The organism is Streptomyces sp. NBC_00091 (genome assembly GCF_026343185.1).
Classification (GTDB): domain Bacteria; phylum Actinomycetota; class Actinomycetes; order Streptomycetales; family Streptomycetaceae; genus Streptomyces.
Genome location: NZ_JAPEMA010000001.1, coordinates 57,000 through 70,709 on the forward strand (window position 1 = coordinate 57,000; position 13,710 = coordinate 70,709).

12 protein-coding genes and 2 pseudogenes are annotated in these 13,710 nt (G+C 71.7%); 9 read left to right on the forward strand and 5 right to left on the reverse strand.

All coding sequences use genetic code 11. The annotated features are described in order from the left end of the window. Positions 1-105: 105 nt before the first annotated feature. The 3 genes and pseudogenes from OOK34_RS00290 to OOK34_RS00300 form a co-directional block, all read left to right on the forward strand. Positions 106-468 (forward strand): annotated as a pseudogene (locus tag OOK34_RS00290) (GNAT family N-acetyltransferase); the annotation flags it as partial. Positions 469-800: 332 nt separating this feature from the next. Further along, positions 801-1,241 (forward strand): lactococcin 972 family bacteriocin, encoded by a 441-nt coding sequence (locus OOK34_RS00295; protein WP_267031817.1) that lies wholly within the window; start codon positions 801-803, stop codon positions 1,239-1,241. A gap of 132 nt (positions 1,242-1,373) precedes the next feature. Continuing rightward, a complete protein-coding gene (locus OOK34_RS00300; RefSeq protein WP_323183385.1) occupies positions 1,374-2,033 on the forward strand; it encodes a DUF6518 family protein in 660 nt (219 codons plus the stop codon). On the opposite strand, the pseudogene OOK34_RS00305 reads toward OOK34_RS00300, so the two are convergent. Continuing rightward, positions 2,006-2,158, reverse strand: a pseudogene (locus OOK34_RS00305) (transposase); the annotation flags it as partial. The gene OOK34_RS00300 and the pseudogene OOK34_RS00305 sit on opposite strands and share 28 nt — an antisense overlap. Before the next feature lie 676 nt (positions 2,159-2,834). Between OOK34_RS00305 and OOK34_RS00310 the strand changes: the two are divergent. The 3 genes from OOK34_RS00310 (at position 2,835) to OOK34_RS00320 (ending at position 5,932) form a co-directional block, all read left to right on the forward strand. Next, positions 2,835-3,839: a transposase family protein gene (locus OOK34_RS00310; RefSeq protein ID WP_267031819.1), complete on the forward strand. Its 1,005-nt coding sequence runs from the start codon at positions 2,835-2,837 to the stop codon at positions 3,837-3,839. 286 nt (positions 3,840-4,125) lie between these two features. Beyond that, positions 4,126-4,875, forward strand: a complete 750-nt coding sequence (locus tag OOK34_RS00315; protein WP_267031820.1) for an ATP-binding protein — start codon at positions 4,126-4,128, stop codon at positions 4,873-4,875. Positions 4,876-5,101: 226 nt separating this feature from the next. After that, positions 5,102-5,932, forward strand: coding sequence for a hypothetical protein (locus OOK34_RS00320; protein ID WP_267031821.1), 831 nt, complete (start codon positions 5,102-5,104; stop codon positions 5,930-5,932). 49 nt (positions 5,933-5,981) lie between these two features. On the opposite strand, the gene OOK34_RS00325 is transcribed toward OOK34_RS00320, so the two are convergent. From OOK34_RS00325 to OOK34_RS00330, 3 genes are all read right to left on the reverse strand, one after another. Continuing rightward, positions 5,982-6,329, reverse strand: a complete 348-nt coding sequence (locus tag OOK34_RS00325) for a hypothetical protein (RefSeq protein WP_353963386.1) — start codon at positions 6,327-6,329, stop codon at positions 5,982-5,984. Next, complete coding sequence (locus OOK34_RS35465) at positions 6,326-6,427, reverse strand: helix-turn-helix domain-containing protein (RefSeq protein WP_353963387.1); 102 nt, start codon at positions 6,425-6,427, stop codon at positions 6,326-6,328. Before OOK34_RS35465 ends, OOK34_RS00325 begins: the two co-directional genes overlap by 4 nt. Before the next feature lie 527 nt (positions 6,428-6,954). Beyond that, complete coding sequence (locus OOK34_RS00330; protein WP_267031823.1) at positions 6,955-7,875, reverse strand: GntR family transcriptional regulator; 921 nt, start codon at positions 7,873-7,875, stop codon at positions 6,955-6,957. A gap of 132 nt (positions 7,876-8,007) precedes the next feature. Here OOK34_RS00330 and OOK34_RS00335 point away from each other — a divergent pair, with 132 nt between their 5' ends. After that, on the forward strand, positions 8,008-9,156 hold the full coding sequence (locus tag OOK34_RS00335; RefSeq protein ID WP_267031824.1) for an FAD-dependent monooxygenase: 1,149 nt from the start codon (positions 8,008-8,010) through the stop codon (positions 9,154-9,156). A 48-nt stretch (positions 9,157-9,204) separates the two neighbouring features. On the opposite strand, the gene OOK34_RS00340 is transcribed toward OOK34_RS00335, so the two are convergent. Beyond that, complete coding sequence (locus OOK34_RS00340) at positions 9,205-9,810, reverse strand: cysteine hydrolase family protein (RefSeq protein ID WP_267031825.1); 606 nt, start codon at positions 9,808-9,810, stop codon at positions 9,205-9,207. 113 nt (positions 9,811-9,923) lie between these two features. On the opposite strand from OOK34_RS00340, the gene OOK34_RS00345 reads away from it, so the two are divergent. Both OOK34_RS00345 and OOK34_RS00350 read left to right on the forward strand, forming a co-directional pair. Beyond that, a complete protein-coding gene (locus OOK34_RS00345) occupies positions 9,924-10,910 on the forward strand; it encodes a GlxA family transcriptional regulator (RefSeq protein WP_267031826.1) in 987 nt (328 codons plus the stop codon). Then, positions 10,907-13,708: a SpoIIE family protein phosphatase gene (locus tag OOK34_RS00350; protein WP_267031827.1), complete on the forward strand. Its 2,802-nt coding sequence runs from the start codon at positions 10,907-10,909 to the stop codon at positions 13,706-13,708. The genes OOK34_RS00345 and OOK34_RS00350 overlap by 4 nt, the downstream gene beginning before the upstream one ends. Positions 13,709-13,710: the final 2 nt, after the last annotated feature.

Sequence of the window (13,710 nt, forward strand, 5' to 3'; positions counted from 1 at the left end):
ACCGGCACTCTTACCCGCCCGCAGTTCCTCGTCCTGGGCCGCCGTGACGGGCACGGTCGGCTGCGCGCGGTGGGCCGTACGGTCCCGCTGCGCCCTTGACCTGGATCGTCCATCGCGGAGCTGCTCACCGCGACCGAGGCGACGGGCATCGCCCTGTTGCCCATTCAGCGCCGCGACGAGGGCGACTTCATCGGCTACTGCGGGCTGATCACCGGCCGCTCCACCCTGGAGGAGCCGGAAATCGCGTTCGAGCTGTTCCAGCGCGCGCACGGGCATGACTACGCCACCGAGGCGGCCGGCGCGGTGCTCGATGCCGCTGCCGCGACCGGGCGGAACCGGCTCTGGGCGACCGTCGGTGCGTGGAACGCACCGTCGCTCCGCGTCCTCGAGAAGCTCGGGGTCGAGCGGGATCACGTTTCCACGGACGACAGCGGTGAAGTGGCCTGGCGCACACGCTGGTTGCGCTGACGCGAGAGCGCGCTCCCAGAGCTTCCGTCGGCGTCCCGGCCGTGGCCGATGGATGCTTCCTCCAGGGGACCCGGTTGCGGGCGCGGGCCCCGGACGGCCGCTCGACGCATCGTAGGTGAATGGGAACTCGACCAAAGTGGATCTTCGTCTCGGTAGTCTTCCCTGCAAGGTCGCGAAAAGGCGATCCGGAGTTGCGAGAGGGAAATCATCGAATCCGCGGCGTGGCTTCGGTCGGAAATGTCAGCCACGCTCGATCAATTGACTCACCCCCTCCCGCTGTCAGTCGCGAGCCTGCGGTTGAGTATTCTGAACAGGAAATACTGGGAAACCTGATGAAGAAGCCTGGGAATTTGACTCTCGGCGTGGTCTCGGTACTGGTTGCTGCTGGGGCGGTGGTCGCCTCCGGGCCGGCCGTCTCGGCCGCACCGCAGGTGCAGAGTTTCAGTGCGGCCAAGGGCGACATCCCGCCGGTCGAGCTCATAGGTCCGAACGGCGAAAAGCCCGTCGAGTGGGGTGTGGCAACCTTCGTGGAGGGCTCCGGCGCGCTCACCAAGGAGAGTGTCGGCGGGGGTACTTGGCATCACGGTACGAGGGCTGACGGTGGCTACAAGCAGTGCTACTCGAACTACATCTACCCCGACAAGAAGCACTCCGCCAGCGTCGCCATCGGGGATCTGACGGACAAGGACATTCAGGCGGCTGACGTCTGGGCCAAAGCTTCCCGTACGACTGGCTGGGCCTACAAGTGCAGCACCTACTGGGGTGTCTACTAAATCACCCGCCCTTTGCTGACCGAAAGCCTGGCCGGTCGTGGCGATGCCGCGAGTGGTCAGGCCTTCGGTGCCTCCGTCGTCTTCCCGGTAGGCAGGGAAAGGCCGGTAAGGTAGATTCCGAATCCCCTTTCGATGTATATCGAGGTTTCGTACGTGCGATTTTCGCCCTTGGCTGTCACGCTTTCCTCTTCGGCCGGGTTGGCCGTCGGAATCGCCGGACCGCTCCTGGAGTCAATGGACAACCCTTTGACCCATGCGGCGAGCATCACTTTTGTCTCGGGGTGGATGTACGCGCTGATCGCCTTCGGCGCTGGACGGGCGGCTCGGTCCAAGTGGGGAGCCGCCCTCACGGCTTGGGGTGCCCAGCTGGTCGCTGTCCTCGCCTACTACGTGACGAAGGCGATCCAAGGCGACTTCAGGGTGCCGGACTTCAACGACCCGGCGAACAAGGCCGAGTTCTTCGGATGGAACGAGTTCCTGTCCATGATCGTGGTGTGGTGTCTCTTCGCCACGGTACTGGGGCCGCTCTGCGGACTCGCCGGACACCTCTCCCGCTCCGACTCCGGTCCCCGTCGGCCACTTCTGCGGCTGCCCTTCCGGCTGCTGATCCCGGCCGTGGTCATCGCGGAGACCTCCATGCGGCTGACCTACGAGGCCGGTGGGTCGGACGGGGCGGTGGTGGGCCCGGTCTGGACCGTCACCCGCCTCGTGGCCGCGGCGGCCGCCCTCCTTCTCGTAGTGATCGCGATCGTCACCACAAGGGGGAGGTGGGCGATGCGGGGTGCGTTGTAGCCGGCGTCGAGAACGATGAGGACCTCGGGATCACCCCGCCGCCACTGACCGGCCGCGACAAGGCGTTCGACGACCTCGCGGACCTGGTCGGCGGTGACCGCGGCCAAGTCGGTCCCGGGTGCGATGTGTCGGTTTGGTGTTAGTGGGGGTTGGTAGTGACGGGTTGTCAGTCGGGGTTGTTTGTGCTGGTGGTGTGGCCTGGAGGCGTGTCCGCTGCTGACACGGAAGTGGTGCGCGGGGTGGTTGTCGCTGTCATGGGGCGGTACATCACCACGGTCTCCATTGACACGGAAGTGGTGCTTCTTGTCCATGGCGGGTGTGGCGGCCGGGAGGCTTGGGGTCTGTGGAGGTTGTCCCGGTCGTGGGGTGTGTGGTGGTGGGGGAGCGGGGTGTGCTGCCGGAGGTCGCGCGGGTTTAGATGCGCGGCGCGGTGGTGGGTCGGCTGCTGGAGTTGCGGGCGGCGGGTCGGCTGACGGCAGGCCGTGTGCGGGTGGCCGCAGGGGCGCTGGGAGTGTCGGAGCGGACGGTGTGGTGCTGGCTCGTTGTGCCCTCTCCCGGTCCCGGTCCCGGGGTCGTTGCGGGTGTCCGGCTGGCGCGGGTGGACCGGTTCGTCGTGTCGGAGGAGGTACGTGCGTTGCTGGCCTTGTGGGGTGGGAACGTCGTTGCGGTGCAGCGTGAGCTGGCCGAGTGCGCTGCCCGGCAGTCGCCTCCTGGTACTGCTCCGTCGTTGACGACGTTGCGGTGCAGCGTGGGCTGGCCGAGTGCGCTGCCCGGCAGTCGCCTCCTGGTACCGCTCCGTCGTTGACGACGTTGCATCGTGCGATCCGGTGGGATCTGGCTGCGGGGGAGCGGGCGGGGCTGGCTGGTGGTGAGTGTGTGGCCCGGAAGCATGATGTGTTCCTGGCCCGGCCTCGGGGCTGGCGGAATCAGGTGTGGGAGGCCGATCACGTCCAGGCTCCGGTCCTGGTCGATGTCGAGGGCGCTGCCCGGCGGCCTTGGATCACCTGGTTCGTGGACTGCGCGACGAACGTGATCATGGGGGTGGCGGTCACGGCCGGGTATCCGTCGCGGGAGTCGGTGCTGGCCGCGCTCCGTGCGGCGGTGTTGCGTGAGGAGCCGTTCGGGCCGCAGGGCGGGCTCCCGGAGGAGGTTCGTGTGGACCGGGGCAAGGACTTCTTGTCGAAGACGGTCGTGGCGGCGTTCGGCGCGCTGGTGGTCCAGGTGGAGGACCTGCCCGCTTACACCCCGCACCTGAAGGGCACGGTGGGGGGCTTGAACCGGGCGGTGGAGTCGGTGCTCCTGGCGGCACTGCCGGGGTACGTGCGCCAGCCGCGCCCAGGCCGGCGACGGGCGCGGCCGAAGGATGAGGCGCTGCTCGTTTTCGAGGACTTCACTGCTCGCCTGCTGGGCTGGGTGGAGTGGTGGAACACCTGCCACCTGCCCCAGCCGCTGGAGGGGAAGTCGCCTTTGCAGGCCTGGGAGGCCGATCCGACTCCGGTGCGGGAGGTCAGCCCCGGGGAGTTGTGGACGTTCACGCTGGAGGACGACGGCCGTGTGCGGGTGGTCTCCACTCGTGGCGTGCGGTTCCGCAGGCGGGACTATGTGGGGCCGTGGATGACGGGCCTGGCGGGTACGGGGTCAGGGTGCGGTTCATGCCGCACCACGATCACAGCATCGAGGTCTTCGACGCCACGACCGGGCGTTACCTGGGCCCTGCGACCGTCGCGGACGAGGCAAGCCCGGAGCAGATCACCGCGGTCCGTACGGCGCGGGCCGCGCGCAGCCGGCGTCTGCGTAAGGACCTGACGGCGGCGCAGCGGGAGCGTTATGCGGTGGTGACCCGGCCGGGGAAGCCGGAGCGGCTAGGTGCGGTGTCCGCGGTGGAGGCCGGTGCGGAGCTGGCGGCGGCTGATCGGGCGGATTTGTCGAGGCTGGCGTTGCCGGACCTGATCCCGCCGGCTGCGGCACCGCCGGGCTGGCGTACTCCGCCGTCGCTCGCCGCTCGTACCCGCCAGACTGCCGTGCCCCAGGCTCCTGAGGATGGCGGGCCGGCAGCGCAGGCGGGCGGCAGCGGGCAGGGCGGGGCTGCGCGGTGACCGCACCCACGTACCAGTACGTCGGTCTGCCTGACGCCTCCATCGTGACCACGAGGGCCTTGCTCACCGCGCGGGAGAACATCGCCGACACGGTTGCCGCGCGGGCGATGATGTGTATCCACGGCAACGCCGGCTTCGGCAAGACCCTGGCGGTCAACACGTGTCTGCACGAGTTGGAGGACACTCGGGGCGAGGAGGTCTGCCGGGTCGCTTTCCGGGCCCGTCCGACCGCCCGCGCGGTCCGCTACGAGCTGTTCGAGACGCTCCGTCTGCCCGGGGAGCCTCCCCGCCACCCCAGCGAGTTCGACCGCCTGTTGAAGACCGCCCTGGCCGAGCGGCCCCGCACATTCCTCGTGGACGAGGGGCAGTGGCTCAACGGGGAGGCGTTCGAGTACTTCCGTTACCTGTGGGATGAGCGCGCCACCCAGATTGCGATCGTCTTCGTCGGTGGGGCCGGAGCCCACACCGTGCTGTGCCGCGAGCCGATGCTGTCCTCCCGGATCTTCATCTGGCAGCAGTTCACCCGCCTGACCCCCGAAGAGGTCCTGGACGTCGTCCCGCTCTTCCACCCCGTCTGGGAAGACGCCGACCCTGCCGACATCACTTTCGCTGATGAGCAGGCCGCCCACGGCAACTTCCGTGCCTGGGCTCAGCTCACCGCCCATACCCGTACCGCGCTGGAACGCACCGGCCGCCCGCGCCCGGACCGAGAGCTGCTGCGCTGGGCCTTCAGCCGCCTCGCATGACCCCACCAGCCACGGCGTGCCTGGCCGTCGTCCTGGACTCCGGGGACGACGCCGCCTTCACCCATGCAGCCTTGGCCGCCCACGCCCGCAGGCCGGCCGCATCGCCCTCCACCCCACTTTGGGAACGACCAGCGAGACCGCACTGGCTGGGGATCTGCTTCTCGCGCTGGGCAAGGAGCCCCACATTCCGGGCCGCTTCCCGCACGGCAGACCGCCCTTGTGGGAAGTGGCCGCGGCATGGACGACAGCGCGGGCCGTCACCCGCCTGACCGTCCTGCGCGCACACCTTCTCGACGACCGCCGCCTGCGGCGCCTCCTTGGCCTCCAGCGGCAGACCGGCATCCACCTCACCCTCGTCGTCCACCGGCCCCGCCTGACCACCGCCGCTGGCCGTACCCTGGCCGCTACCGGCCACACGACCGTCGACACGCTGGCCGAAGCCCGAACCCTCTACTACGGCAGCGCCCCCCCGCCACCCGGCGTGCAGGTATCCGCGGCGCCTGCGCCCTGGCGCTGGATCACCCTCGATGCCCTGGACCGCCTCGTCTCCTACGACAGTCCCCGGCCCTGCACCACCGCCTGTACTCCACGGCCGATCGTCTGCCAGCAGCGCCCGGCACCCATCCCCCCGACCCAGGCCCAGGCCGTCCGGTTCGCCGACCGCCTGCACACGGCGACGTCCCATCCAGCCCGCGCCGCCGCCCTCGCGGCGGCCGTTGCCGTCGGTGCCTCGTTCCAGCAGCTGGCTACCGCCCGCCCGGACGGCTTCGACCCCGCGGCCGGAACCCTCACCCTGCACGATCAAGCCCGCTGCACCGACGGCTGCGCGATCTACCCCGTGCCTGCCTGGGCCCGCGACTTTCTCCACGCCGCAGCCCGGTTCGCGCATCTGACCGATGCCGCTTGCCTTCTGGCCGCTCCGGCCGACCGTCCTGCCCTGCTGCGCCTGGCCGAGAGCATCAAGATCCGTCCGCCCCAGCCCCCTCCTGCCTGGAGAGGAGAACGACGGGCGCCGGTCGTCTGGGACTGGCGGGAGCAGCGCGAGGCCCTGGGCTAGCAGCCCCTGCGCTCTGCTGTTTCGCCGCCCGGCGGCGGCACCACGCCGACTACGCGAGTCCGAACTCGATGAAGTCGACTTCCCTGAGCTTCACCTGGAGGGCGTCTGCCCGCCGGCCCGCTCCTCGGAAGTAGACGTGCCCCAGCGCCCGGCCCAGGATCACCTGGTACTGCCGGTCCGGGGCACCTGCCTCCCAGGCGGAGAACAGTTCCCGGGCTACCTCGCCGGGCCCCGGCACCGTCAGAAGCCGGTGCCGCGGATCATCCGAGCCGCCAGCCCCTGCCGCGAAGCCGAACCGCGCCCGGGTGTGCACCACCAGTCCTTGCTGCTCCGCGGCGGCCCTGCGCCGCGCACGTACCAGCGGCTGCCACCGGGCCCGTAGCCGTGTGCCGATCAGTGCCGCGTGCCGGGCAGAGGGCTTGGCCCGTGCCGCTGCCTTCGGGCCGTCCACCGCTGGACCGTCCGCAGGGACACGCCCAACTCCCGCGCCACCATCTGTTTGGAGCCCTTCGCCCACCTGAGCAGCGCTCCCAGCTGCTGCTCGGTGGTCTCCGGTACCGGCCGCGTGTACAGCAGCCTTTCGAGCCCCGCCCCGATCACTATGACCCTCCACCTGCCGAGCAGCCGTCATGACGGGTCTCTTATGCATCGTGGCGCCGGGAGGACGGAATGCCGATCCTCCTGCCACGGGGTGCCGAGATGCGGTAGAGGCACTGGCCAACCAGCGCGCATCTCGTGACCGGGGCGGCGGCCCGTGGTGGCTACCTGTCTTGGCCTATAGCGCCAGCGAAGCGACAGCCAGGTGTGATGGGCACCGTGTGATGTGCAGTGAGTGTGAGTCATCACTTTTCACTGGTGGTGGCTGCGGCGGGTTCAGGTGCTGTGTCGCCTGGGTGTCGTTGTGTGGGTGAAGGGGGCTGTCGTCTGGGGGGTGGGTGGGCCGGTCGGATGGTGCACCGGCGTCCCGTTGACCGGCAGGGGGCTTCGGCGGGTGTGCTGCCGAGGGCCGGGGTGTGGGGTGGTCAGTTCGGCGGTGTGGTGATGTGGGTGGCGAGTCCGTCGAGGAGGGCGGTGAGGCCGTAGTGGAGGAGGGATTCGGGGGAGAGGTCGGCGTCGGTGCGGGCGGCGGTGAAGGCGGGGAAGGCGCCGTGTTCGAGGAGGGCCGCCAGGCGGGTTTCCTGGGCCTGCATCCATTGTTCCCCGCTGACTCCGCTGGACTGCTCGGCTGCGGTTTCCGGTTCGAGGTCGACGGCGTGGCCGCGGACGTAGCCGAACAGGGTGACGGCGGCGTGCATCCGGGTACCTGCGTCCAGGCCGTGCCCGTCCAAGGCGGCGAGGGCCCAGTCGATGTGCCGGATGCCGTTGGGGATGAGCAGGGGCCGGTTGAGGTTCATGGCCGCCGCTAGCCAGGGGTGGGCCCGGTACAGGCGCCACTGCAGGGCCGCCGACAGCTCCAGCCGCTCCCGCCAGTGCGGCGGCGGCCGCTCGGGCAGGGCCTGCTCCCCGAAGGCCGCGTCGGCCATCAGCACCACGAGCTGTTCCTTGCTGCCGACGTGCCGGTACAGGGACATCGCCGAGACCCCGAGCTCCGCGCCGAGCCGGCGCATGGTCAGGGCCGCCAGCCCCTCCGCGTCCGCGATCTCGACGGCCGCGCGGACGATCCGCGCACGTTGCTGCGCGTCGTCCTCTGCACCGGTCCGGCGTCCCTGGCCTGCTGCGGGCCGGGCCGCGACCACGGTCCCCACCCCCGGCACCGCCCGCACCAGCCCTTCCTGCCCGAGCGCGGCCAGGACCTTGCTGGCGGTGGCCATGGCCACCCCCCACCGCTGGGTGATGGCCCGTGTCGAAGGCACCCGGTCCCCCGGGCGCAGCTCGCCGCGCTCGATGCGGCCCCGCAGTTCGGCCGCGATGCGTACGTACGGCGCCTGTTCCCGTTCCGTCATCCCGTCCCACCCTCCTAGTGCACTAGTACAGACAGACCCTAGTGCACTAGGTCGATTTCCTCAGTTCCCCTGTTCCACCACGGAGTTCCTGTCTTTACGTTGTATACATCACCCCGAGAGAGGAACAGGCAAATGAAGAAGAACCAGACCGTGCTGATCTCCGGCGGCAGCGTCGCGGGCCCGGCCCTGGCCTACTGGCTGCACCGCCACGGCTTCACCCCCACGATCGTCGAGCGGGCCCCGGAGCTGCGCGACGGCGGCTACGCGGTCGACTTCCGCGGCGAGGCCCTCGACGTCCTGGACCGCATGGGCCTCCTCCAGCAGATCCGCGCCCTGGACACCGAGATGGGTGACGCGGCCATGGTCGACGCCGAGGGCCGCCAGTACGCCACCCTCCCAGCGGCGATATTCGCCGGCGACATGGAGGTCCTCAAAGGCGACCTGACCCGCATGCTGTACGAGGCCACCCGCGAGAACGTCGAATACCTCTTCGGCGACTCCATCGCCACCCTGGACCAGGACGAAGACGGCGTGCTCGTCACCTTCGAACACGGCGCGCCCCGCCGCTTCGACCTGGTCGTCGGAGCCGACGGCCTGCACTCCCGCACCCGCGCCCTGGCCTTCGGCCCCGAGGAGGAGTTCGTCCACCACCTCGGCATCTACACTGCGATCTTCAACCTCGACAACTACCTGGGCCTTCAGAACACCGGCCGCCTCTACGCCGGCCCCGGCAAGGCCGCCAACATCTTCACGGCCCGCGACAACACCGAGGCCCGTGCCGCCTTCCACTTCGCCGCCGAGCACCTGGACTACGACCGCCGCGACCCCGCCGCACACAAGCGGATGATCGCCGAGCGGTTCGCCGGCGAGGGCTGGGAGGTGCCGCGCCTGCTGAAGGAGATGGACACCGCGCAGGAATTCTTCTTCGACTCCAACGCCCAGGTCGAGATGGACACCTACTCGGCCGGCCGCATCGTCCTCCTTGGTGACGCGGGCTACTGCGCCGGCCCCACCTCGGGCCGCGGCACCTCCCAGGCCCTGATCGGTGCCTACCTCCTCGCCGGCGAACTCGCCACCCGCGACGGCGACCACACGGCCGCCTTTGCCGCCTACGAGCAGCAGATGCGTCCCTACGTGGCCGAACACCAGGCCCTGGGCCACGAGGGCGCCGAACGGTTCTTCATGCCTGCTCCCACCCAGGAGATCCTCGACATGCTGGCCGCCAATGCCCCCGAGAACACCCGCACCAAGCCGGTCCGCCTCCCCGACTACGGGGTGTGAGCGGCGGGAAATCCGGATGCCGGGCCGCCGCCCCGGGCGGCTGCGGTACTACGCCGTGAGCTGGGCCGCCCCGGACGCGGAGAGCAGCTGAGCGGTGCTCACCACGCGGGCGAAGCCGCCGCCCTGGAGGTTGACGGCGGTGGCGGCGGCCAGTTCGTCGGCGGTCAGGGACAGCCCGTCCGGGCCCGCGAGGTCGAAGGTGTGGGTGGCGTCCAGCGGCACGAGGACCTCGTAGCCGAGGTTCCCCGCCATCCGGGCCGTGGTCTCGACGCACATGTTGGTCTGGATCCCGGCGACGACCAGCTGGCCGATGCCCCGGGCGGTGAGCCAGGCCGCCAGGTCCGGGGTGCCGTAGAAGGCCGAGTTGACGGTCTTGGTGATCAGCAGGGCCTCCTGGCCGAGGCGCTCCTCGACGAGGTCCTTGAAGGCGTGTCCGGGCTGGTCCGGGGCGAGGACGGAGCCCGGGCGCGAGGCGTGCCGCACCAGCACCACCGGGCGGCCGGTCTCCTGCCAGAGGTCCATCAGGGCGGCGATGTTCTCCTCGGCGGCCGGGTTGTTGCGCGGCCCCCAGAAGGAGGGGTCGTCGAAGCCCTTCTGGACGTCGATGACGAGCAGGGCACTGTTGGCGGCGATGTCGATCGCGGTCTCGGTCATGGGTTCATCGTGTCCCGCGAGCCACACCCGTCCCAGGGGCTGCCGGGACCGGGAACGATGGGATCCTGCCAGGCTGGCAGTTCCGCCGCGACGCCCTCTGGCAGAGTTGCCGCATGCAGCGCGTCGCGATCGTCGCCCAGCCCGGGATCCGCAGCTTCGACCTCGCCGTCATCACCGAGGTCTGGGGCCCGGACCGCAGCCGCCTGGGGGTGCCCCCCTTCGAACTGCGCCGCTGCGCGCTGGACGACGGACCGATCGCCCTGCCCGGCGGGCTGACCCTGGCCCCCGACCGGGGCCTGGACTGGCTCGGCCGGGCCGACCTGATCGTCGTACCGGCGCTGGCCGAGCCCGCCGACCCGACGCCGGAGCCGGTCCTCGCCGCCCTGCGCGAGGCGCACGCCCGGGGGGTGCCGGTGGCCGCGCTCTGCGCCGGGGCCTTCGTCCTCGCCGAGGCCGGGCTGCTGGACGGCCGCCGGGCGGTGACGCACTGGTGGCTGGCCCCGCAGCTCGCGGCCCGCTACCCGGCGGTGCTGGTCGAGGAGGCCCCGCTGTACGTGGAGGACGACGGGCTGTGGACCTCCGCCGGGGTGGCCTCCGGGATCGACCTGTGCCTGCACCTGGTCCGCGAGGCGCACGGCGCGGAGGCCGCCGCCTCCATCGCCCGCTCGATGGTCACCGGCCCCTTCCGGACCGGGGACCACGCCCAGTACCTGGACCGGCCCACCCCGGCCGCCGACCGGACCGCCGAGGCGCTGGCCGCCGTACGGCAGCAGGCCCTGCGCCGGCTGCACGAACCGCTGGACGTGCCCACCCTGGCCCGCTGGGCGGGGATGTCCCCGCGCTCCTTCGCCCGGCACTTCACCGCCGCCACCGGCACCACACCCCACAAATGGCTGCTGACCCGCCGTCTGGACGAGGCCCGCAAACTCCTCGAGCGCACCGACCATCCGGTCCCCGAGGTGGCCCGGCGCGCCGGGTTCGCCAGTGAGGTCACCTTCCGCCAGCACTTCGGCGCCTCCTTCGGCCTGAGCCCCCGCGCGTACCGGGCGGCCGCGGTCGCCGCCCCCGCGAGCGGCGACAGTGTTAGAAATGGCTCATGACCGGACGTTCGGGTCGGCAGAGGGAATCGCGGCCGGCGAGCCTGCTCGCGCGCCTCTCCCTGGCCCGGAACAGTCTCGCCGGCCAGGTGTTCTCGGTGACCGCCGTCATCGTGCTGCTGCTGATCACCGCGGCCGCGCTGGCCCTGGTGTTCCAGGCCCGCTACGACAGCGAGCGCGGTGCCCGCGACCGCTCGCTGGCCGCCGCCGAGGCCTTCGCCCACGCCCCGGGACTGCCCGCCGCCCTGAAGTCCCAGAACCCCACGGCCGAGCTGCAACCCCTGGCCGAGGGTGCCCGCCGGGCCTCCGGCGTCGACTTCGTCGCCGTCATGACCACCGACGGGATCCGCTACACGGACTCCCGCCCCGAGCTGATCGGCCGGCGGGCCACCGGCGACCTCGCCCGCGCCGCGGCCGGGCAGTCCTTCACGGAGGTGTTCCGGGGCGACCCCAGTGACGCGGTCCGCGCCGTGGTCCCCGTACGGGACGCGCAGGGCGCCGTCGTCGGGCTGGTCGCCACCGGCATCGAGGTGGAGAACGTGGGCCACGCGGTGGAGGGGCAGCTGCCGCTGCTGCTCGGCGCCGCGGCGGGCGCCCTGCTGCTGGGCACCGGCGGCGCCGCCCTGGTCAGCCGGCGGCTGCGGCGCCAGACCCGGGGACTGGGCGCGGCCGAGATGGCCCGGATGAACGAGCACCACGAGGCGGTGCTGCACGCCGTGCGCGAGGGCGTGCTCATCGTCGGCGCCGACCACCGGCTGCTGCTCGCCAACGACGAGGCCCGCCGCCTGCTGAACCTGCCGCCGGACGCCGAGCAGCGGCACGTGGGCGACCTCGGCCTGGACCCGGGCACCACCGAGCTGCTGCTGTCGGGGCGGGTCGCGTCGGACGAGGTCCACCTGGCGGGCGACCGGCTCCTCGCGGTCAACGTACGGCCCACCGAGCCCTTCGCCGGGCGGCCCTCGGGCAGTGTCACGACCCTGCGCGACACGACCGAGCTGGCGGCGCTCTCCGGGCGCGCCGAGGTGGCCCGGGAGCGGCTCCAGATGCTCTACGACGCGGGGGTGCGGATCGGCACCACCCTGGACGTGGTGCGCACCGCCGAGGAGCTGTCGGAGGTGGCCGTCCCCCGGTTCGCGGACTTCGTCACCGTCGAGCTGCTGGAGCCGGTGCTGCGCGGGGACGAGCCCTCGCCGGCGGCGGGGATGCACACCGAGATGCGCCGGGCGGCGATGAGCGGGACGCGCAGCGACCAGCCGCTCCAGCCGGTCGGGGACATCATCCGCTTCGTGGTGCCGACGGCTCCGATGCGGGCGGCCCTGGACGCCGGGCACGCGGTGCTGGCCGCCGATCTGCACGCGGCGATGGGCTGGCGGGCCCAGGACGAGGCCGGGACGCGGCAGGCCCTGGAGTACGGCTTCCACTCGCTGATCTCCGTACCGCTCCAGGCGCGGGGGGTGGTCCTGGGCATGGCCAACTTCTGGCGGGCGGCGGACACCCCCGAGGCCTTCGACGAGGAGGACCTGTCCTTCGCCGAGGAGCTGGGGGCGCGCGCGGCCGTCTCCGTCGACAACGCCCGCCGCTTCACCCGGGAGCACGCCACCGCCGTGACCCTCCAGCGCAGCCTGCTGCCCCGGGTGCTGCCGGACCTGAGCGCGGTGGACGCCGCCTTCCGGTACCTGCCCGCGAAGGCCGGGGTGGGCGGGGACTGGTTCGACGTGATCCCGCTGCCGGGGGCCCGGGTGGCGCTGGTGGTGGGCGACGTGGTCGGGCACGGGGTGCACGCGGCGGCGACGATGGGCCGGCTGCGGACCGCCGTGCACAACTTCTCCACCCTGGACATGCCGCCCGACGAGCTGCTGGGCCATCTGGACGAGCTGATCGACCGGATCGACCAGCTGGAGAACGGCGGGCCGGACGAGGGCGACGCCCGGGGCGAGGGCCTCGGCGAGGGGGTGGAGAACCCCGCCGGGATCACGGGCGCCACCTGTCTGTACGCCGTCTACGACCCGGTGTCCGGGCACTGCACGATGGCCAGCGCCGGGCACCCCGGGCCCGCCCTGGTGCACCCCGACGGGCGGGTGGAGTTCCCCGAGCTGCCCACCGGGCTGCCGCTCGGGGTGGGCGGCATGCCCTTCGAGACGGCGGGGCTGGTGCTGCCCGAGGGGAGCCGGCTGGTGCTGTTCACGGACGGGCTGCTGGAGGACCGCGACCGGGACTTCGACACCGGGCTGGCGCTGTTGAGCCGGACCCTGGCCCGGCCCGGCCGCAGCCCCGACCAGGCCTGCGCGGACGTCCTGTCGGCGCTGCTGTTCCCGGCGCCGAGCGACGACATCGCCCTGCTGATCGCCGACACGCGGCGGCTGGAACCCGGCCGGATCGCCGAGTGGGAGGTGCCCGACGACCCGGCGGCTGTCTCCCGGGTGCGCCGCGAGGCCACCGGCCGGCTGGAGGCCTGGGGGCTGGAGGCGGCCTCCTTCACCGCCGAGCTGATCCTCAGCGAGCTGGTCACCAACGCCATCCGGTACGGGACCGCGCCGGTCCGGGTCCGTCTGCTGCACGACCGGAACCTGATCTGCGAGGTCTCCGACGGCAGCAGCACCTCCCCGCACCTGCGGTACGCGGCCACCACCGACGAAGGGGGCCGGGGTCTGTTCCTCGTGGCGCAGTACGCCGAGCGGTGGGGCACCCGCTACACGCAGCGCGGCAAGGTGATCTGGGCGGAGCTGTCGCCCTCGGGCGGCGGGGAGGCCCCGCTGCCGCTGGCGCTGGACCTGGACGCCCTGGAGGACCTGGCCTGGTGAGC